The organism is Phycisphaerae bacterium (genome assembly GCA_028714855.1).
Taxonomy (GTDB): Bacteria; Planctomycetota; Phycisphaerae; order Sedimentisphaerales; family Anaerobacaceae; genus CAIYOL01.
This window is the reverse complement of sequence record JAQTLP010000004.1, coordinates 80158-102336: the sequence shown is the minus strand read 5'-3', so window position 1 is coordinate 102336 and position 22179 is coordinate 80158. Positions and strand designations below refer to the sequence as shown.

The 22179-nt window shown below is 47.8% G+C and carries 15 protein-coding genes and 1 other RNA gene; 6 read left to right on the top strand and 10 right to left on the bottom strand.

All coding sequences use genetic code 11. The annotated features are described in order from the left end of the window. Positions 1-207 precede the first annotated feature (207 nt). The gene (locus tag PHG53_04375) at positions 208-3600 is read left to right on the top strand and encodes a hypothetical protein (protein MDD5380861.1); all 3393 of its coding nucleotides are present in this window, start codon (positions 208-210) and stop codon (positions 3598-3600) included. Between the two features lie 200 nt (positions 3601-3800). On the opposite strand, the gene PHG53_04370 is transcribed toward PHG53_04375, so the two are convergent. The 4 genes from PHG53_04370 to PHG53_04355 form a co-directional block, all read right to left on the bottom strand. Next, complete coding sequence (locus PHG53_04370; protein MDD5380860.1) at positions 3801-3938, bottom strand: hypothetical protein; 138 nt, start codon at positions 3936-3938, stop codon at positions 3801-3803. Positions 3939-4048: 110 nt separating this feature from the next. Next, positions 4049-5242: a cation:proton antiporter gene (locus PHG53_04365; protein ID MDD5380859.1), complete on the bottom strand. Its 1194-nt coding sequence runs from the start codon at positions 5240-5242 to the stop codon at positions 4049-4051. Continuing rightward, positions 5243-5710: a CBS domain-containing protein gene (locus PHG53_04360; protein MDD5380858.1), complete on the bottom strand. Its 468-nt coding sequence runs from the start codon at positions 5708-5710 to the stop codon at positions 5243-5245. 69 nt (positions 5711-5779) lie between these two features. Further along, complete coding sequence (locus tag PHG53_04355; protein ID MDD5380857.1) at positions 5780-5947, bottom strand: hypothetical protein; 168 nt, start codon at positions 5945-5947, stop codon at positions 5780-5782. 294 nt (positions 5948-6241) lie between these two features. On the opposite strand from PHG53_04355, the gene PHG53_04350 reads away from it, so the two are divergent. Next, positions 6242-6445 carry an SAP domain-containing protein gene (locus PHG53_04350; protein ID MDD5380856.1) on the top strand — a complete coding sequence of 68 codons (204 nt, stop codon included), beginning with the start codon at positions 6242-6244 and terminating at the stop codon, positions 6443-6445. Positions 6446-6607: 162 nt separating this feature from the next. After that, positions 6608-7162, top strand: a complete 555-nt coding sequence (locus PHG53_04345) for a lipid-binding SYLF domain-containing protein (protein ID MDD5380855.1) — start codon at positions 6608-6610, stop codon at positions 7160-7162. 18 nt (positions 7163-7180) lie between these two features. Here PHG53_04345 and PHG53_04340 read toward each other — a convergent pair whose 3' ends face one another. Further along, the gene (locus PHG53_04340) at positions 7181-9076 is read right to left on the bottom strand and encodes a DUF5060 domain-containing protein (protein ID MDD5380854.1); all 1896 of its coding nucleotides are present in this window, start codon (positions 9074-9076) and stop codon (positions 7181-7183) included. A 128-nt stretch (positions 9077-9204) separates the two neighbouring features. On the opposite strand from PHG53_04340, the gene PHG53_04335 reads away from it, so the two are divergent. Together PHG53_04335 and PHG53_04330 are read left to right on the top strand one after the other, a co-directional pair. Further along, positions 9205-11007, top strand: a complete 1803-nt coding sequence (locus PHG53_04335) for a carbohydrate binding domain-containing protein (GenBank protein ID MDD5380853.1) — start codon at positions 9205-9207, stop codon at positions 11005-11007. Between the two features lie 33 nt (positions 11008-11040). After that, positions 11041-12834, top strand: a complete 1794-nt coding sequence (locus PHG53_04330; GenBank protein MDD5380852.1) for a carbohydrate binding domain-containing protein — start codon at positions 11041-11043, stop codon at positions 12832-12834. A 20-nt stretch (positions 12835-12854) separates the two neighbouring features. Here the strand turns inward: PHG53_04330 and asnA are convergent, their stop codons facing one another. After that, complete coding sequence (gene asnA, locus PHG53_04325) at positions 12855-13982, bottom strand: aspartate--ammonia ligase (GenBank protein ID MDD5380851.1); 1128 nt, start codon at positions 13980-13982, stop codon at positions 12855-12857. A gap of 97 nt (positions 13983-14079) precedes the next feature. Next, positions 14080-15642 (bottom strand): citramalate synthase, encoded by a 1563-nt coding sequence (cimA, locus tag PHG53_04320; protein MDD5380850.1) that lies wholly within the window; start codon positions 15640-15642, stop codon positions 14080-14082. A gap of 255 nt (positions 15643-15897) precedes the next feature. Here cimA and PHG53_04315 point away from each other — a divergent pair, with 255 nt between their 5' ends. After that, a complete protein-coding gene (locus tag PHG53_04315) occupies positions 15898-16356 on the top strand; it encodes a PTS sugar transporter subunit IIA (GenBank protein ID MDD5380849.1) in 459 nt (152 codons plus the stop codon). A gap of 36 nt (positions 16357-16392) precedes the next feature. Here PHG53_04315 and glgP read toward each other — a convergent pair whose 3' ends face one another. From glgP to pheT, 3 genes are all read right to left on the bottom strand, one after another. After that, the gene (glgP, locus tag PHG53_04310; GenBank protein MDD5380848.1) at positions 16393-19014 is read right to left on the bottom strand and encodes an alpha-glucan family phosphorylase; all 2622 of its coding nucleotides are present in this window, start codon (positions 19012-19014) and stop codon (positions 16393-16395) included. A 259-nt stretch (positions 19015-19273) separates the two neighbouring features. Further along, positions 19274-19459, bottom strand: a non-coding RNA gene (ssrS, locus tag PHG53_04305) — 6S RNA. Between the two features lie 195 nt (positions 19460-19654). Beyond that, positions 19655-21679 carry a phenylalanine--tRNA ligase subunit beta gene (gene pheT / locus PHG53_04300; protein MDD5380847.1) on the bottom strand — a complete coding sequence of 675 codons (2025 nt, stop codon included), beginning with the start codon at positions 21677-21679 and terminating at the stop codon, positions 19655-19657. Positions 21680-22179: the final 500 nt, after the last annotated feature.

Genomic DNA, 22179 nt, shown 5'->3' with positions numbered 1-22179 from the left:
TTTTAATCCCCAAAAAGGGCAAAAATTGGTTGAAAATCCGGAGCAAGTGTGGTATATTATAAGAAATTGAAATTTCGTACGTAAAATGTGCCCACTGTTTCAAGGTACGGTTCATTGGGCTCGGGCGGTTTGCTCCTTACGGGGTAAGAGGGTGAGGATTATTAAAACCGGTAAAACCCTCAGAGTTTTACCCTGATAAGGAGGCGTATGAAGATGTCTGTTAAATATTTTCCCCTGTATTTGCTTTTGATTTCAGCCCTTGCTTTATCACCCTGTTACGGCGCAGATACCACTGCTCCAAGGCCGGTCCCGGCGAAGTGGTGGATTGTCCCGATAACACTTGGGCCAAATTCAATTCAGATGGCTGCAGTAACTGCTTTGGATCAAGCCGGTAGTGTTCCCATACAGTACTTGTTTGAGTGCTCCAGTGTCCCCACAGCCAGCAGCACATGGCAAACAGACGCCAATTACATTGCAACAAGCCTTACCCCGAGCACTGTGTACACATTCAGGGTCAGGGCACGTGACAGCGCTTTGAATATGACCAGTTGGTCGCTTGCTCGCTCGGCAACCACCGATGCCTCTACTACTCCTCCTGTGCTGAGGCTGGACCTTAACAACTGGGCAAACAATGACGATGTAAATACCCAGGTCGGCTTTATGCCGCTCAGCATTACAACCAGCGGCAGTGAAGTAAATGGCGTTATAACTGACCTCGGCGGCAGCATTAACTCAGTAAGACGTGATGACCCCTGCGGCGGATGGTCGAGATACGCCGGCACACCCGTGATGCCGGGCGACCCATGCTATTATTCCCCGCGGGCAGGCGAGAGGATTTATCGCGATTTTGTCTACGGTGTTAATCCGAGCGGAGTTACAATCACGCTATGGGGACTTGGCACCAACCGGGACTGCAACATAACCATATGGTCATGGGACAGCCAAATCTTAGACGCTAATCGAGTGGCGAACTGGTACGCCAACGGCACACATATTTTTGACACCAATTTCATCGGCGGAGCGGCAAATCAGCCTCTGCAGGATAACTATTCTTCCAGCTCCTCTAAAGATTTCTGGAAGTGGGCCTTTAGCGGAAGAGCCACATCGGATGATTTAGGCAGAATTATCCTGACAAGCGAAAGGGGCCCAAGCAGTCCAGCAGCCGAGCCTTTCGCTTTTGTCAACGCCTTACAGGTGGAACCGAACGCCTTGCAGGCATTCGTCCTGCCAAGCTATGCTTACCATCCTGTTCCGGTTGACGGCGCAGAAGACGCGCCGATAGATGCGGTCCTCGAATGGAAAAAGGGCGGACTTGCTGAAACACACGATGTATATTTCGGCACCGATTTTAACGATATCAACAACGCCGACAGAGACAATTCGCTGGGCGTACTGGTCAGTCAAAATCAGTCAACCACGACTTATGACCCTCCCGGATTTCTTGATTTTAGCAAAACCTACTACTGGCGTATTGATGAGGTCAATGCCGCGCCTGACTACACAATCTTCAAAGGCGAAGTCTGGAGTTTCAAGGTATTGCCGCATTTTGTTTTGGACAATTTCAGTTCTTATGAGGACAACGCCGCCATGCAGAATATATGGCAAAACAGCGGCACCAGCGCAGAAGTTTCTATCGATATCGCTATCGCCCGCAGCGGTAAATCGATGCGGTATATTTATAATAACAATCTGCCTCCTTACTATTCCGAAGTCAGCGCAGATGTTGCTGATTTGGGAATGGTCGACCCTGACTGGCTCGGCATCGGCGCCCAGGCATTGGTGCTGTATTTCTACGGGGACCTAAGTAACCCCACCGACGAGCAAATGTATGTGAAGCTGACCGACGGTGACAGTCCGCCTAACACCGCGACTGTAACATACGACAACACGAGCGATGTCAGGCGGAAACAATGGAGCAATTGGAGCATTCCGCTGACGGAATTTGCCGACGTGAACCTGTCCAATGTTGCCGGGATTACCATCGGCTTCGGCGACGGCAGCGGCGGAAGCACAGGAAATGTGTATTTCGACGACGTCAGAGGCAGTGCTACTTCTGTTTCTCCAACATCGCTTAGAATTTCCGCGGAAGCAAACAGCACAGGCACTTTTACCGTTACATCAAATACAAGCTGGACTGTCTCAAGTTCAGAGTACTGGCTGACTGTTGATCCGGCATCAGGTTCAAACAATGATACAGTAACTGTTACCGCTCAGCAAAATGGCCTCTTATCAAGAGCAGCAACGGTAGCCGTTACTACGACAGGAGATGCTTGGCAAACTGTAACAGTTACACAAGGCGGCACCGGCGGCAACGAGTGTACTGTTCCGCCAATGCCTTCATTCTCATCCTTAGTGGATAATCCCTACTATCCTGACCCCTTTGAATTCGTGTCTGGTTCATGCATGACGAAAGATGAATGGACATGCCGTCGTGCGGAAATAGCCGAGCTGATTCAGGAATTTGAGTTAGGTTATATGCCAGAGACGCCTTATTCCGCTACAACAGGTTCATTTAATGGTAACTCAATCACAGTGTATGTAACTGATAATGGACATTCAACATCCTTCTCTTGTTCGATAACCTATCCCCCCACAGGGAGCCCACCTTATCCTGCCATGATAGGTTACGGCGGCAGTATCAGTATTGGCGCAACAGCGATCCGCAATCTGGGAGTGGCTACCATGAATCTGTCCACTTCCGCAACTCCGTTCAATACCTTGTATGGGAGCGATCCATCCGTCTCGTCAATGATGAAAGCGGCATGGAACTTGAGCCGTTTAATAGACGCACTCGAAAAGACCCCTGCAGCCAATATCGATCCAAACAGGCTTGGTATTACAGGGTGTTCAGCCAGCGGGAAGGGCGCTTTGGTTTGCGGTGCATTCAACCCGCGGATTAAGCTCACCATCCCCCAGGAATCAGGAGCCGGCGGCGCGGCAAGCTGGCGCGGTATTCAATCCGAAGGCGGTTGCGAGACGATGGCCGGGGTCGTTGGCCTGGGTCTCTTCAGTGCTAATTTCACACAATTCGTCAATAACGCGGATAAACTGCCGTTTGATCATCACGAGTTAGCGGGATTGTGCGCACCGAATGCGCTTCTGTTCATTGAAAACACCTCGCATGGCTGGTTGTGCGTTCAGAGTTGTTGGCAAAATGGCAATATTACGCATAAGATATGGGAAGCACTCGGGATACCCGATAAGATGGGTTTTTCCGGGGTCGGCGGTCATGATCACTGCGTGTTCCCCGCTTCACAGCAACCTCATGTGAACGCTTATGTCGAGAAATTCCTGGTCGGCGGCGGCACCGCAGATACGAATATCATGTATACTGATGGCGGTTTTACATTCGATGAAGCACCATTGGTAGATTGGACAATTCTACCGCCAAGGGTAGATTTGACACTGCCGAATCTCAAAGGCGATTTGAACCACGATTGCGGTTGTGGTTATTCTGATTTAGCATTGTTGGTCGAGCGATGGCTGAACGAGGATTGTCTATATAACGGGTGGTGTTATGAGGCAGATTTGAATTACGACGGAGATGTGGATTTCCGTGATTATGCCGAGCTTGCGGTGAACTGGCTCGAAGGGAATTAGTGGGTAGGGAGGCGATTTATAATTTACGAATTATAAATTGGAGAATGGGTCGCCGAAAGCGGACGATGGAAGATGGATGAGAGAGAACCTGCGCAATAAATTGCGGGGCTAAATACAAACGCCCAAACGAACCCCGACGACAACATTCGAGGGCAGGCAAGTCGGCGGACGGGACACTGCAGCAAGGGCTCGACAAAATTTTATGCTTTTCCCAAGGGCTTACGCGGCTTTTCAGGGAAAAACTTTTTTACTGCTCCGAAAGCCAAAACAATCAAAATTACAGCACCAATAATAATGGCTGTCACGGCCATTCCGCTAATCTTTAATAATGTAAACATATACACCTCACTAAAAAATTGAATGGAGTTATTCCATTATCTTATTGGCCAGCAGAACATACTTATCCCTCAATTCTTCTTTCAAATCATCCAAATGCTCAAAAGGATTTTCACACCATTTGGTGGTGTTCAACGTTTATCTCTCCTGCTTTTTGCAAGGCATATTTTGTACATAAAGGACCGACCAATTCATAAACAACTGTAGTAGCAACAATCGTAGTAAAAATCATACCGCCTATATTTGGAAAGTCACTTTTAGCAACTAAAGCGCAGCCCAAAGCAACGCCTGCCTGGGGCACTAAGCCCAGGCCTAAATATTTTCTTATGCTACCGGATGCATTAGAAATACGAGCTCCTAATCTTGCGCCAGCTACCTTACCTGCCACGCGAAATACTAAATATGCCGAACCAATTAATCCCAATTTGGGCAGAAGACCTATTTCCAAATTTGCCCCGGCCAAAACAAAGAAAAGCAAGAATAGCGGGGAATCTATTGTTTTTAAAACTTCAAAAGAGCTGAATGAAGATTTGTTGATATTGACTAAGATTGCCCCTAAAAACATATTTGCTAAAAGGACGGACAAGTGCAGCCAAATAGCTATTCCTATGCTTAAAAGAACAAATCCGAGGGTGAAAATCAGGAGCTCTGCCTGCGTACGAATAAAACGAGAGAGATAAGATAACAGGATTGCACTGATGCTTCCTAAGATAAAGGCACCAAGTATACTCAAGATGGAGTTTAAAAATACCCTAATCAAAAAAAATGCAGCCAACCTGTGGCTATAAACGGCCTGGGATATTGCCAAGGAAACAGCAAAAATAATAAGGCACCAGGCATCATCAATAGCAACGACCCCTAAAAGCGTATCAGTAAAAATGCCTTTAGCGCGATATTCTCTTATCACCATTACCGTTGCCGCCGGGGCAGTAGCGGAAGAAAGCGCTCCGAAAAGAAGAGAAATATAAAAAGGCTGCCTTAGTATCAATAAGAAAGTTAATGTAACTAAAAGCCAGGCCCCGCATGCCTCCAGAACTGAAATCCATACCACTGATTTGCCAATCTTTCTAAAGTTATCTCGAGAAAAATTTTGGCCAATACTAAAGGCGATTATTCCTAAAACTATATTTGAAATTAGTCCTGATGCATTAATAATTTCTACAGGAATGAGTTTTAACAGCGAAGACCCGGTAAGTATACCTATTACAAGATAAGCGGTTACCGCTGGAAATCTAATTTTGCTTATCAGCCTTGCCGAAAATAAACCTGCAAGCAGAATAAACCCCAATCCTAATATAGTATTCACTTAAATAACGCCCTTTTCCTGAAATACTCTCCGAATTATGTCGAATATGCCAATCTTTCCGACTAATATTCCTGTTTTATCTGTTACCAGAAATTCTTCTTTAAGATGTAACTTCATTAACTTAAAAGCTTCCTCTAAAGAGGCATCCTCTTGTAAAGAAACGAACTTTGTCTCCATAATATCATCAACGATTAACAAGTCTCCGATATCCCTGGTCAGTTCTACATTAAATATATCTTCTTCCCGATCGTCCAAGAAAGGAACCGTTTTCAATATTTCCTGATGATACGGACTAAATACATCGATAAGATTGCTAAAAGAAACAATCCCCACCAGGCGGTTGTCCTCTTCAACTACAGGCACCAAAGGGAAAAGATGAAATTTATTAAATAACTCTAACAGTTCTCTCAATTTTACAGAGCGTGTTACAGTTATTACTTCCTTTGACATTATCTCTTTAACTTGCATTGATTAACTTCCTGTTCTTTTCTTCAAGCAGTTAATTACGTAATAACATTTCCGGCCCATTTGTAAACATCATTTTCGCCAATAGCCTTGTGCATATTTTCCATGCGCTTCCTTAAACGGGGCGACGAACTCTCTGCGAAGCTGGGTCTCATTGTAGTATTGCTGCGAATGGTACGTTTCGATGTTACAATCGAAAGTTTCGACAAGCTCTACAATTCTTGGAGAAGCACTACTCATCTTATGCTTTTTCTATTTAGTAAAACACAAAAAGACACAAACAGGCAAGATACTACTATGATAACAGGCTAATGTCAACACTCCCAAAAAACTATAACTCTCTCGAACTAAGATTATGCAACCCCCAGCGAAGCTGGGAGCCAACCAATAAGGGAAAAGAAGGATGATTCATTTACGATTTATATTTTTTGTAAATTTTGCTGTTCTGAAACAAACGGTTTTGACGATAATAAAGGTTAATCCCGTGAAATTTTAGATTTTCAACAGAGTGAAATTGACGAAGGGTAAACAAATATGAAGATGGAAGCCATCAAAAAGAAGGCGAAGAAATTAGGCATAAAATCCGGCAAGATGAAAAAGGCGGAGCTAATCCATACCATCCAGAGGACGGAAGGCAATACGCCCTGCTATGGAAATTCAAACAACGGCAACTGCCCATATACCAACTGCTGTTTCAGAAAAGACTGCTTTAAGGTGCCGTGCTTAGCTGCGGTATAGCAAGCTAAAGTTTTTTAGTCTTAACATATCAAACGCTGTCAAAATGGGGCGGATGCGAAAATTTCGAGCTGACAAATGAGCTTACGGTCTTTGTATTGACAATTAGGCGGCAATCGGCTATAAACCAAGCAAGACAAAGGAAACAATTGAAAGGAGTGATATATGAAGACGAAAATAATTATGATGTGTTTGTGTTTGGCGATTGTATCGGCCGGCTGCGCTATTGCACCGGAAGAGCCGGAGGGAAAAGCGGTTTTGTCGGCTGAGGCAAGTGAGGCAATAGCGGTATTCAAGGAGAAAGACCCTAAGATACAGAAATTCTTCGACAACTCCTACGGCTGGGCGGTGCTGCCGAAGGTATTCAAAGGGGCTTTTCTTGCCGGCGGCGCTTACGGCAAGGGCGAAGTTTACGAGCAGGGTAAAATGGTCGGGTACTGCAGTATGTCGCAGGCAACGCTTGGGTTCTCGTTCGGGGGCGAGTTCTTCCGAGAGATAATATTCTTCAAGACTAAAAATGATTTAGACGTGTTCAAGACCGAGGAGTTCACGTTTTCCGCACAGGTTACAGGCGTAGCTGTCACTCTCGGCGCGGCAGCGAAGGCTGATTATAAATCTGGAATGGCAGTATTCGTCGCAACTGACACGGGGCTAATGGTCGATGCGTCGCTGGGCGGACAGAAATTCAATTATCTCGAGAAGTCCGCCGCAGAGCATTAAGCCGCCAAGAAAAGCAGTTTATTGTAAAGTGATTTTGGCGGCCCAGTCAATGGTGGAAGGATTTTGTCCATCCGGGAATGGCGGGAGTGCCAATATTCCTTGCTCATTCGATTTAATGGTGATTTTCTTTTTCCACCGGCCGTTGCGGGGATTAAACCACCGGAAAGAAAAAGAAGAGTCAGGTTTGAAACCGCTTAATGTAGGCAGGACAGCCTGGTTCTCGAAGTAGAGCAGTGCAAAATCCTTTTCAGGCGTGCACGACATAAACGACCAGCCATCCAAACCTCTTTCGGGGCTGCCGGGGGCTTTTTGCGGGTTTATATTCTGCGAACAGGGCTGTAATTGCTGATATTTTTTGCCCTGCGACAAGACAAACGCAGCGAGGTGCTGCATATAGGCGCCTGATTTATACTTTAGCGCGACCCAGAAATGGGGACGCGCACCGGCAGGCTCACCGGTTGTAGTGATGTCGTAGGCGGCGGTTCCGTGGACGTGGCCGGACAGGCCGCCGGAAAGAACGGAGCCATACATTTGTGCCCGTGAGAAATAGTTATCACGCGGGGAATTTGCCGGCGGACGCTCGCCATTCGGCATATTTATTTCGTGGTCCCAGCCGGTATAATACGGCTCGAAGTTTATGGCCGGGTATGTGGGGACAAGATTAAAAAGGGTTTCAAGAGCTGTTTTAACACTATGGTCGCGCGGCTTGTTGCCGACGCTGTGCATAGTCAGCCAAGGACAATTCTGGTCGTGGCCGAATTGAGTATATGTGGAATCGCTGATTAGTGTTGTGTGGGGCTGGCCGAAAGGCAGCGGGCCGTATTTATTCAAATGATAGGTTAAAGCTGCGTTGAATTCGTCGGCGGTGAGACTATATTCTTTGGGAATCCAATCGAGATGAATGCCGCTAAAGAATATATTATAGGCACCGTATCTTGAGATTAGATACTGAACATATCGCGAGTAAGATTCATTAAAGTCAAAATATGCCTTCCACGCCGGGCAGTTGTCTCTTCTTACGGTTTCTATCAAAGGGACAAAACCCTGTTTGGACAAATGACGCATTTTTTCGTCAAGACTGCGAAAGTATTTGGGATTGATACGGTCAAAATCAGCGACGCCCTGGTGCTCCGTTGACATCTCAAAGGGGAGGTTGCCGAATTCGTCGCGCATATCTTTCGCGGTCACATGGCCGTTTCCGACGGGGTAACCAAATTTTTCCCACGCATTTCTCAGGAATAATCCGCTGGAATCAGCGTAAGTCGCGGGATGGCAGTCCGCTTCCCAGTTCGGAAAACAGGCAATCATACTGACGGAATTGTAGCCCTGTCTTTTTCGGTAAGCGACGGCGTCTTCAAAGCTGATACCCGGGCCGGGCACATAATCTTTTGGAGATGCAACGCCCCTGAAAGGCAGGCGCCAGGTGGTTCCTGCAAGCCAGGTGTCACCAACCATAAAGAAGGGCGTTCCGTCAGCGTATTGCAAGGCGTGCCCGTTAGGTGAGGGACGAATGAAGCCGCGGCGGTTGGGATTTTGCGACTTTTGTTTTTTTGTCCATCTGACTGCGTTAAATTCGCCGGACAGGCCGGTAAGGCCTTTATCATCGGGCTGATTCGAGCCGCTGGTCCATTGCCATTTGCCAAGTGATGTCGCGACCATACGCACAACGAAACGATTGGAGCCATCCCAGAAGCCATAAATTCGTTTCGAGAAATCCGGACCCTTCAGGTCGACCCAGCAGGTCACATCCGTATAGAAATTATCATAATCATTTTCCGCTTCCAGCACAATTTCTTCCATTTCCCATACGTGAATATCCGAAGGACCGCCGGCGATGAGCGTATTAAGGGAAACATTTACAATAAGCAGAAAAACAACGCAAAAAGTGAGCAGTTTTTGATATTTAGTATTCATAAAAGACAAAATCCTCAAATGTTCAACAATATTGCAAACCAACGGCTAATATGTTATCATACCCTGCCCAAAAAGACATATGTTTGATTAAGGAATTTTAAATTAACTCTGGATTAAGGAGCTGCAAGATGTTTTCCAATTGTTTTTGTAAGTCTTTATTTTTACTGCTGTTTTTGTCATCGGCGTCAGTTTACGGCGACACCAACATACTGGTCAATCCCGATTTTGAAAGCGGGACGGACGGCTGGGCGGGGCGAAACTGCGCAATTGAGGCGGTCAAATCACCTGTACACAGCGGTTCGGGCAGCGCGAAAGCTTCGAAGAGAGACGCGAACTGGCAGGGTGTGAAACAATCCGTGTTCGAAAAAATGGCCAATGGCAAGACTTACAAGATATCCGGATGGGTAAGACTCGATAACGCCGCGAGCGGACGTGTCGCCTTATCGGTTGAGCAGCAGGACGGCAAGGGAACCAGTTACCATAACGTAGCTACTGTTACCGCAACCGACAGCAACTGGGCGCTGCTTTCGGGTGATTTTACATTAGAGGTGAGCGATACATTATCGGTGCTGGACGTTTACTTCGAAGGTCCTGACCCGAATATTAACTTTTACGTTGACGACGCAAACGCATACGGCCCCGAAGGAGCTGCCCTTGAGAAAATTACTATCGAACCAAATGCAACGGCTCAGATTGATGTGGGGACACGTCATCAAAAAATCGAAGGTTTCGGGGCCGGCGGGGTCCATTTCACGATGGAATTCGTAAACCACCAGAAAAAAGCTGAACTGTATAATCTGCTGTTCAAGGAACTGGGCATGGACATATTCCGCATAAGTAACACTTACGATATCAACCAGGCCGCTTTCAATGAGATGGTGGAAATAGCCAAAGGCGGTAAAGCTGCCCTCGATGGAAATCTCAAGATTATGATTTCGTCGTGGTCGCCGCCGGCGAGATTGAAAAGCAACGGAAATACAGCCCGCGGAACGCTTGCCAAAATCAACGGCAAATATGCGTATGCAGAATTCGCCCAGTGGTGGGCTGACAGCTTAGCCGCTTATTCAAAAGCAGGAGTGAAAATAGACTATCTGAATATCCAGAATGAGCCGGACTACGAAGCCCCATGGAATTCGTGCAGATTCAATCCCGCTGAGGATTCAAACGTGGCAGGTTATGATGCCGCCTTCGAAGCGGTCTGGCAGAAATTTAATGCAGACCCGGAGCTGGAAATTCCGAAGATGCTCGCACCGGAAACGTATAGTTTGAATACCACCATTGATTATATAGACAAATTGAAAAACTCATCTCACGTTGACGGTTATGCACATCATCTCTACGGCTGCAGCGGCTGCGCCGAAAATCCTGACAGGTATATTCCTGAAATGGAAAGACTCAAATCAAAATACGGCAGCAAGCCGCTGATGCAGACAGAGTTCGAGAACGAACCGAACACATGGGCCGGCGCAATGAGTATGGTGATTTTGATTCATAATTCTCTGACAGTCGAGAACGCAACGGCATATGTGTACTGGAATTTGTTCTGGGGCCCCAGCAGCGGGATGGTGAGTTTTAACCCGATGGACCTATCCTACTACACTATCAAGCCGGTCTATTATGCTTTCAAGCAATATTCGGCTTTTACAGATTCGGACTGGCAGCGAGTGGAGGCAACGACCGACAATCCTGGGCTGAGAATTTCAGCATATATAAGCCCGGACAATAAAAAACTAACCGCGGTCATAATAAATACCGCAGGCAATACGGATATTACCCTTAACCTTTCTTCGAAGGGCTTTTCCGCTTCTGAAGGTGAAGTTTACCGCTCGAGCGAGACAGAAAAATGCGTTAACCTCGGCAGCTACAAGGCAGGCGAGCCATTAAAACTGCCTGCAAAGTCGATAACGACTCTGGTACTTTCCGGAAAATAAACAAGTAAGATTTTAAGATTAAGGAGCAGTCAGATGTCTTACAAAGGTTTGTTTTTATTATTGTGTCTGTCATTAACATGTTACGCCGATACCAACATCCTGGTCAACCCAGACTTCGAAAAAGGGACGGAAGGCTGGGCCGGCAGAGGCTGTCCAATCGAGGCGGTCAGCGCACCGGTGCACAGCGGTTCGGGCAGCGTCAAGGCAACCGGCAGAGTCGCGGCCTGGCAGGGAGTAAGGCAATCTGTATTCGACACAATGACAGATGGAAAAACTTACAAGATATCAGGGTGGGTAAGACTCGATAACGCTCCGAGCGACAAGGTACTGCTATCGGTCGAGCAACAGGACGACAGCGGCACCAAGTATCATACTTTAGCCACCGCAACCGCTGTCACGGACAGCAACTGGACGCTGCTAACAGGTGACTTCAAATTAGATGTTAACGGCGGACTGACGGTGCTGGACGTGTATTTCGACGGCGCTGCGCCGGGCGTTAATTTTTACGTTGATGACGTGAACGTATATGGCCCGGAACCAATCGCCAAATCCGCCGCCGTCAAACCTACCGCAACAAGTGAAATTGACGCAGATAAACGGCATCAAAAAATCGAAGGTCTGGGGGCATCCGGCGCATTCCGGATGATGGAACTTGTTCAGCATAAACAAAAAGCTGAATTATACAACCTTCTCTTCAAGGAGCTCGGCCTTGATATATTCCGCATCAGAAATACTTACGATATGAACCAAGCCGACTTCGATTATACGGTTGAAATAGCCAATAAAGGCAAAGCCGCTCTCGGCGGGAACCTGAAGATTATGATTTCATCGTGGACGCCGCCGGCACGGCTGAAAAGCGACGCAAACTTAATCGGCGGGACACTCGCCAAAAAAGACGGCAAATTCGTATATGGCGAATTCGCGCAATGGTGGGCAGACAGCCTGGCCGCGTATGCAAAAGCAGGAGTCAAAGCGGACTATATAACTATGCAGAATGAGCCTGACTGGGAAGCTCCATACGAATCGTGCAAACTCGCCCCCACAGAAGAACCAAACACGGCCGGCTATGACGCCGCCCTCGAAGCAGTCTGGCAAAAACTGAAGGCTGAAATGGGACCGGCCATGCCCAAAATGCTCGACCCCGAAACGATGGGCTTTTCTCACATCGAAAGCTATATAAGTAAATTAGACACATCCCGCATTTATGGCTACGCGCACCATCTCTACGATTGCAGCGGCTGTGCCGAAAACCCCGACAGATATATTCCAAAAATGACCAGGTTCAAGAAGTTTATTGCACAGTATGGTGACAAGCCCGTGTTCCAGACGGAATTCGAGGACCAACCGAAAACGTGGACTGGCGCAATGAATACAGCGGTTTTATTACATAACAGCCTGACAGTGGAGAACGTAGCTTCGTATTTGTACTGGGATTTGTTCTGGGACCCGAACGACGGATTGGTCGGCCTCAATGACTCGAATTCCTACAGCGTCAGACCCGCTTACTATGCTTTCAAGCAATATTCGGCTTTCACAGATTCCGGCTGGCAGCGAGTTGAAGCCTCGACCGATAATCCCGGCCTGAGAATTTCAGCGTATATCAGCCCGGACAACAAAAAACTAACAGCGGTCCTGCTCAATACCACGCCGAGCACTGATATCACCCTTAACTTTTCTTTGAAGGGTTCGGCTGTTTCCAAGGGAGACGTATATCGTTCGAGTGAAAAGGAAAACTGCGTTAAAATCGGCAGCTTCAAAAAAGGTGAGCCGTTGAAACTGCCTGCGAATTCTATAACGACAGTAGCGCTTTCAGCCAGTCAAGAGTGAGGCCGAATCAGAAACAGCGGTTATTCTATAACATGGATATTTTTCTTTTCGGAAATATCCTTGAGAACTTTCGGCCATACGGTCGCGGAGACTTCGCCGATGTGAGCTTTTTTCAACAGGAGCATAAACGTCCGGGATTGTCCTATGCCGCCGCCGATGCTGAGGGGAATTTGGTTATTTACGATGGCCTGGTGGTATGGGAACTTTAATAAATCTTCCAGGCCAGAGAGCTTTAGCTGCTGTTTGAGGGAATCGGCGTTAACGCGGATACCCATACTTGTCAATTCGTGCCGGCGTTTTGTTATAGGGTTCCAGACGAGTATGTCACCATTCAAACCGTGGGTATCTTTTCCGGTTTGAGATTTAGTATCGGTTGCCCAGTCGTCGTAGTCAGCGGCCCTCATTTCGTGCGGGTAGCCGTCATTAAGTACCCAGCCGATGCCGATGATAAAAATTGCGCCCAGCTCTTTGACAATTTCTGTCTCGCGCTGTTTTCGCGGCAGGTCTGGGTATCTTTCGAGTATCTCCTCAGCGTGGATAAACGTTAATTTTTCAGGCATATCGGGGTATTTATCGGTCTTTAGCTTGGGGAAAAGTTCCTGGACGCAGGTTTCGGCGCCTTTGAGGACTTTCCAGATTTTCTCAACAACCTGCTTTAAGAACTCCAGGTTTCTCTGCTCGGCTGTTACAGCAAGCTCCCAGTCCCACTGGTCAACGTAGGCGCTGTGGTCGTGGTCGAGGAAGTAATCTTTTCTAATGGCTCTCATATCGGTGACGAGGCCTTCGCCGATTTTCATACCGAATTGCTTCAGCGCCATACGTTTCCATTTGGTGGCGGCCTGAACGATTTGGGCTCGTATAGGCTTATCGAGACCGAGTCCGCAGGGAAACTCGATGGGAGTTCGAGAGCCGTCGCGATCAAGGAGGTCATTGACGCCGCTTTCGACATCGACAATCAGGGGAACGGTAACACGAATAAGATTAAGCTCTTTACAGAGATTTTGCTCGATGTAATCCTTGGCGGCATAAATGGCAATCTGGGTTTCCTTGGGGGACAGCAGCGAGCTGTAATCCTGCGGGAGGATTTTTTCCAGCTCATTATAGTCACCGATGCCTGGGCCGGCGAGGTCTGCTCTTTTATCTGCCATTGCGTTATCTCCTAAAAAACACTGTGAAACAGGGGGTCAATCATACAGAAGCGGAACGAGAAGTCAAGCATAAAGATAAGAGGAAAAGTGACAAGGGTCACTTCGCATCTTTCTGCAGTTTGTATTCGATGGAGTCGGAAAGGGCCTGCCAGGAAGCCTCGATGACGTTTTCGGATACGCCGACCGTGCCCCATGTCGAGGTTTTGTCGCGTGATTCGATTATTACGCGGACACGAGCGGCGGTGCCGGCTTTAGCGTTGACCACACGCACTTTATAATCAATTAAGCGGATGTCCCTGATGACAGGATAGGGGTTTTCGAGCGCTTTACGCAGAGCGGCATCGAGGGCGTTGACGGGACCGTCGCCTTCGCCGACAACATGCTGGACTTTATCGCCGACTTTAAGTTTGACCGTGGCCTCATTAATCATTTCGCCGGAGGTGCGCCTTTCCGTAGTTACGTAATATTTCACAAGCTCGAAAGAGGGTTTATATGTGCCGAGTATCTTCTTTATGAGCAGGTCAAAGGAGGCATTCGCAGTTTCGAACTGATAGCCTTCGTTCTCAAGCTCCTGAACGCGGGTGAGAATTTCTTTTGCCAGTTTCTTATCCTGCGTGATTTTTGCTTTTTCAAGCTCAGCGAGAACGTTGGATTTGCCGCTTAACTCGGAGATGAGGAAACGGCGTTCATTGCCAACGACGGAAGGGTCAACGTGCTCATAAGTGCGCTTGTCTTTCAGCAAAGCGTCAACGTGGAGGCCTGCCTTGTGCGCGAAGGCGCTTTCGCCTACATAGGGCATATTCGTTACCGGGTTGAGGTTGCCGAGCTCGAAAACGAATCGCGAAACCTCGGTGAGGGTCTTGATTTTTTCGGGAGCCAGACAATCGAACCCCATTTTGAAAGCAAGGTTGGGAATGACGGTGCAGAGATTTGCGTTTCCGCAGCGTTCTCCCAAGCCGTTGATAGTGCCCTGAACGTGTCGAGCGCCTGCACGAACAGCGGCCAAAGTATTGGCGGTGGCGCAATCGCTGTCATTATGGGTATGGATGCCGATTGAGAGCGACGGGAATTTTTCACATACGGCCTTTGTAATTTCGTAAATCTGGTCCGGCAGGCAGCCGCCGTTAGTATCGCAAAGCACCAGCACATCGGCGCCGGCCTCGGCAGCGGCAGCCAGAACCTTCATCGCATATTCGCTATTTTCCTTGTATCCGTTGAATAAGTGTTCGGCATCGAAAATCACCTCAATGCCGTGCTTTTTAAGGTATTCAACGGAGTCGACGCAGAGCTGTAAATTCTCATCGAGCGAACAGCCCAGAACTGCTTTTACCTGCATGTCCCAGGCCTTACCGACAATGGTAGCCACTTTGGTTTTGCAGGCGAGAATGGCTGCAAGTGACACGTCAGCCTCAACTTTCGCATCAGCCCTGCGGGTGCTGCCGAAGGCCACAATTTTAGAATTCTTCAGACCGAGCTTGGCCACTTCGGTAAAGAACTGCATTTCCTTGGGATTGGAAGCGGCGAAACCTCCTTCAATATAATCAAGGCCAAGCTCGTCGAGGCAGGCGGCGATTGAGAGCTTGTCCTCGAGTGAGAAGCTGACGCCCTCGGCCTGCATGCCGTCGCGAAGGGTGGTATCGTAGAGTTTTATCTTTTCCATAACCAAATCTCCAAATCGCCTGTATCCGCAGTTGATAGCCTGTGAATTAAACGAAACGCCATTTTAGCCCATTACAACAGGTAAGTAAAGGGGAAAACAACGTACAGAAAGCAGGTTTTCGGAGGGCACAGGCTACAAATTTTTTGCAAAGTTGTTGCAATTGAACCGATAATTACATATAATAGAAGGTTTATGTAAATTAGAAGCAGTACAGTATACTTTTTAGCAATGGCGTAAGCCGTCTTAACGATTGAAATGACCTTAAAAGAAATTCTGCAACCGAATTGTATCAAAGTTCCGCTGGGAAGCAAAGACAAGCAATCCGCAATAACAGAATTGGTGGATTTGCTCGATGCCAACAGATTACTGTTAGACAGAGAAACGGTTTTAAAAGCGGTTCTGGCACGTGAGCAAACCCGCAGCACCGGAATCGGTTCGAGAATCGCCGTGCCGCACGGCAAGTGCGACGCCGTCAAAGAGCTGGTTATGGCAGTCGGAGTAGCAAGTGAGCCGATTGATTTTGAAAGCATCGACGAAAAACCAGTAACAATCATTATCCTGCTGGCCTCACCAGCCAACCAGACCGGCCCGCACATTCAGGCACTGGCTAAAATAAGCAAACTGATGCTTAATGAAGAACTCAAACAAAAGCTCGAAAAAGCAACCTCGCCCGAGGAAGTTTATGAGCTTATGCGCAATAAAGAAGAGGAGTGAAACCGCGTATCGTTTCCGTCTGCCGGGGAGGAGTTTTTATTTAACGTTTGTGTCGTCCGTTGTTTCCCAGAGAACCAAGCCCAGCTCATATGGGTTAACAAGGTCAGCGTGTCTGGGCAAAACTCTCACGGCCACTCCATGCTGGCCTGTTTCTCCACAAGACATCGAGCCGACAAACCAATGCTCACTGTCCCGGTCTGTAGTTTCTTTGTAAGCCATTCTCACAATTGAGCCGTTTCTAATACTTCCATGTGAATCTACCGGCCCATGATAAAGCTCAACTGAAACATCATCCGGGCTAACCTTAGGCAGCTTAACCAGTGCGCTGATAGACAATTTCGAACCGACTTTGAGCTGCGGCTGCCTGATATCCAACTGTTTGCCGCCATCACCATTATTATAAACCTGTATCTGCACATCTTTAATGGCAAATTCAGGCCAGGCTTTCTTCATATTGGATTTCCACGTAGAAAGCACCTTGGCTCTTGCCATAGCTTCCGCAGTCAAATAACGCCATTTAGCCGCAGCCGGGTTATAAAACCTTTGTGTGTACTCAGCAACCATCCTGTGAGTGTTGAAGCGCGGCGCTATCCATTTGACTGAGTTTTTAACCCTGCTTATCCAAGCCCGCGGCAGGTCATCCGCCGAGCGGGTGTAAAATAAAGGAATAACCTCGTTTTCGAGAAGGTCATAGACTGCCCGAGCTTCGACCTCATCCTGATAATCCGAGTTGCTGTAAGTTTGCTCTGCACCGATAGCCCAGCCCCCGTCAGGCCTGTAACCTTCACACCACCATCCATCCAGGGTGCTCATATTCAAAGCACCGTTTATTGCCGCCTTCATACCGCTTGTTCCACAGGCTTCCATAGGTCTTCGAGGGTTATTAAGCCACACATCCACGCCGCGGACTAACATCCTGGCTACATTAATATCATAATCCTCAAGAAAGACGATGCGTCGCTGGACATCATACTTTGACGCAAAGTTAATAATTTGACGTACTATCTCTTTGCCTCCGGTATCTCTCGGGTGAGCTTTGCCTGCAAAAATAATCTGAACAGGTCTATCGGGGTTATTAAGCAGCCTTACGAAGCGCTCTGGGTCTCTAAGCAGAAGATTGCCTCTTTTATAGTTTACAAACCTTCTGGCAAAACCAATCGTCAGCGCCTCAACATCGAGGACCTCCTCAGCCCAGTTCAATTCAGAATGGTAAGTACCTCTGCGTTTTACCTGGGCCTTAAGACAGTTACGCGTAAAAGCAATCAGCTGGCCTTTGCACTGCTGATGTACCCGCCAGAATTCCTCTTCGGGAATTTGGTCGATGCCGTCCCAAACCGTGTTATTGACGATTTCATCAGTCCAATTCGGCCCAAGATACCTTCCGTACAAAGAACTCATTTCATCCGACAGCCAGCTTTTAGTATGTACGCCGTTTGTAATCGAGATTATGGGGACCTCACTAACAGGAACCGCCGGCCAAAGACTCGACCATACCTCGCGCGATACCTGCCCATGCAATTTACTTACGCCGTTTACGAAACTGCTGAGGCGTAATGCCAAAATCGGCATTTTAAATGACTCGCCGGCATCGTCAGGAAGGATTCTGCCCAGCGACAGAAACTGCTCTCTGCTTATCCCAAGAGCCGGGAAGAAGTTAGCAAAATACTTATCGATGAGCTCGACTGAAAATTCATCGAGACCGGCTTTTACAAGCGTATGTATCGTAAAAACATTGCCGGCCTTGGTGGCTTCAACAGCCTCGGCAAAAGTCATATTCGTTTCGCTTCGCAGATGCCGGATTCGTTCGAGCACCATAAAAGCAGCGTGTCCCTCATTCATATGGCAGATGGCCGGCTTAATATCCATCGCCGCCAGGGCCCTTGAGCCGCCGATGCCCAAAACAATCTCCTGGCGAATGCGCATTTCAACGTCGCCGCCATATAAACTGGATGTAATCATACGGTCTGTGGACGAATTAGCCTGTATGTTGGTATCCAACAGATACAATTTAACCCTGCCTACGGAAACAGACCAAATCTGGGCGTGCACAGCCCTGTCCGGGAATTCCACGCTGATAGTCAACGGCTGGCCGCTGCTGTCCCTAACCAGCTCGATCGGCATACTGTAGAAATCGCTTTCACTATACGTTTCCTGCTGCCAGCCCTCGACGTCCAAATACTGGCGGAAATAACCTTTTTGATAGAGAAGACCGACGCCGACCAATGGAATACCAAGGTCAGAGGCGCTTTTTAAATGGTCACCTGCCAGAAGCCCCAAACCGCCCGAATAAAAAGGCAAACATTCATGAATTCCAAACTCGGCACAAAAGTATGCGATAACGGGTTTGGCGGATCTTGAATAATTTTTTTCGAACCACGTCGGCCCATCAAGATATGATTTCAGCTTTTCCTCAACCCGCCGCATTTCAGACAAAAACGCCTGATTTTGGGCCAATTCATTTATGCGACGCTGCGGGAGACTTGCGAGAAGTTTGACCGGATTACGGCCGGAAGCTGCCCATAAGTCACCGTCAATGCGCTTAAACAGCTCTATAAAGTCGGTGTTCCAGCACCAAAATAAATTCCGGGCAATACCCTCAAGGGCTTTCAAAGCATCCGGCAATGCGGGTAAGACCGTAAAACTACAAACTTTTGGCATTTTTACCTCTCCAACAAAAAGAGCACAGGTGCACAACGGCTTATAATGTCATACGTTACGCTTTTATTTACACTTTTATTACCTATATAGTTATATTTTGCGCTACTTTTTAATCGACAAATACAGCACTCAGCTTAAGGCCAAAAACACAAGGAAACGATACTCCGGAGGGCGCTGTTAGTCCGATATTTCCAACTTTAGCAGCTAAAAATGGGCAATAAAAAAGGCCTGCAACAAACAGGCCTTTCTAAATGCAAGGCTTTCCTCCGCCGGTGCCGTAAGAAAACTTTTGAAGAAAACCCATTATTTCCAAGTGGGTAATCGTTGCTTGTGTTCAGAAGTCCTATCGAGTAGGCGTTTCCGACCCATCAAGGCCCGATTTCCCTGAATAATAGGTATCGGTTTTTTCAAAATCGTATTTTCTATACGCACACCGCAGGGGTCAGCCTGCTATATTTCTTATACCAAATTTCAAAACAAAAATCAATAAGAATATCGGCAAATCAAAGCGGCAAATTAAAATCTTTAGCTTCGCCTTTACCTAAACTTTCGGATTTTCGACCGCTTCTTCTGCAGCAAAATTTAGAAAATTTACCCGCCTCCTTAAGTGCAGCAGCACAGATAAATTATGAACGCAAATTTAGATGGTTCGCAGTTGTGCGCCGGTGGATTCGGTGAGACTGTTCAGAATATCTGCCTGGAAGCGGTCAACCATCTCGTGGGTCAATGTGCCGTCGCTGTCTCTGAAGCGAAGCGTAAGGGTGAGACTTTTCTGGCCGGCGGGAATGCCTTTGCCGCGGTATATACCGACAAACTTAACGTCTTCCAGTTCGTCGGATGCTTTCTTATTCACCGCCCCGGCAATGTCTGTCCAGCGGACCTGCTCATCGATAACAATCGAAAGGTCGCGCTCTATCGCCGGGAATTTCGGGATAGGTTCCACCTTGAGTGGGCCGGCCTGTAAAACAGAAAGCATTTCAAAATCCAGCTCCGCGGCCGCGGGCGTTACGTCTTTGAAATCGAATTTATCTTTGACTGCCTGAGAAATAATCCCCGCTGTGCCGATAAGCTCCGAGTTCACCAGGATTCTCGCTCCGGTCTGTGCCCAAAGCAAATCGGCGGCCTCGAAAACCACTGCCGCATCCCTGTTGACATTCTTTATCAATCCCTCGACCACACCCCGCAGGAGAGAAAAATCACCATCGCAGGCAATAGTCAGCTTGGCTTTTTCAATCGGCAAGACATTCTCTTTACTCTGCTGGGGACGAGGCACGAAAGTATCGGCTACCTCGAATATCCTGCATGGAGTATTTTTAACATTGAGGTTTGTCTTGATAACGGTAAGCAAAGAAGGCAATAGCGTCTGGCGAAGCAGGTTATCGCTTTTCCTGGTTATGTCTTTTACGCTCAAATGCTCGCCGGAACCCTCAGCAGCGAATAGCTCCGCAATCGAATTATCGATGAAAGAAACGGTAATCGTCTCGTAAAAGCCGCTGCCGTTAAGATATGTTCCCACGGCTTCAGCCAGCTTCTGACGTGAATCGACGGGGACGACCTTAATCCGGATTTTCTGTTCAGTTGGTATCCTGTTATAGCCGTACAGGCGGGCGATTTCCTCTATCAGGTCAATCTCACGATAAATATCGCTGCGCCACGAAGGAACGGCACAAGTTATCGAATCGCCCTTCTGCTTCGGCTGGAAACTCAATCCCGACAGAATTTCCAGCGTCTCCGCCTGCGGGATTTCGATACCGAGCACCTTGTTCAACCGCGATAGTCGCAGCGTTATCTCTTTTTTGGCCGGCTTCTTCGGATAAATATCGACTACGCCTTTGGCGACCTTCCCGCCTGCGACCTGCGTAATCAATTGAGCGGTGCGTTTCGAGGCCCAGTCCACCATTTCGATATCAACAGTCCTCTCGAAACGATAAGATGCCTCCGAAGGCAGCGCGAGCTGGCGGGAAGTCTTACGGATACTTACAGGGTCGAAATACGCGTCCTCTAAGAGGACTGTCGTGGTTTTCTCGTTTACTTCGGTATCTGCCCCGCCCATAACGCCTGCTATAGCCACAGGGCCTTTCGTGTCAGCGATAATCAGCATATCGGCTGTCAATTTGCATTTAGTGCCGTCGATGCTGACAAGCTCCTCGCCGGCGCGGGCGCATCTTACTATTATTTTGCCTCCGCTTATTTTTTCGTAGTCGAAGGCGTGCGGCGGCTGGCCTGTCTCCATCAGCGCATAATTCGTCGCGTCAACCACATTATTAACACTCCGCAGGCCGACCGCTTTTAACCTGCTTTTGAGCCAGTCAGGCGATGGCCCGACTTTTACGCCCTTGATAATCCGGGCGGTATATCGGGCGCACAATCCCGGCTGTTCAATCTCAACAGAGGCAAGTTTGGTAACATCTTTGGCTGATTCGTTTAATTTAACATCGGGGGTTTTTAATTGTTTGCCTGTTGCAACGGCCAGTTCGCGGGCAATACCAATATAGCTTAAACAATCGCCGCGATTGCTGGTTACCTCAATATCGATTACGGTATCGTCACCCAGGGATTCGACGCCTTCGCAAGGCAGGCCGATATCACTTAAAACCTGGACGATTTTCTCAGCCGATAAGCCCGTTTCGATATAATCATTTAACCAATTCAGCGAAATTTTCATAGTGGTAATACCTTAACTCCCGCAGGCACTATTGTCAATACTTGTCCGCCTACGTCGAAACAGAGCTAACAATCTCAAAAATATTTAGCCCCAGGTTTCACCTGTGGCTACACTTATAAGGCACCGTTTCGCCTGTTTTTTCCTTGACTGTCCGGCTGTAAAGCGTATAATCAAAATTGTCTTTGCCTGCGGGCAAAAGCTAAGAGAGAGAAGGAGAAAAAGGGTATGAGAGAGCTATCATGTCTATTGTGTGCAATCCCCATAAAGAGCAATCAGCGCACATTATGTGCGATAAAAATAGTAACAATTTTTGGGGAGGGCGAAAGATGAAGAGGCAATTTCTTTTTCAAACTTGTATAATGCTTTTTTTGTCGGCAGGTCCGGCTCTTGCGGCCTGGGACATCAACACCGTCGACAGCACAGGGGATGTGGGCGGGTATACATCCATTGCCCTGGATTCAGACGGCCACCCGCACATCAGCTACTACGATGATACCAAC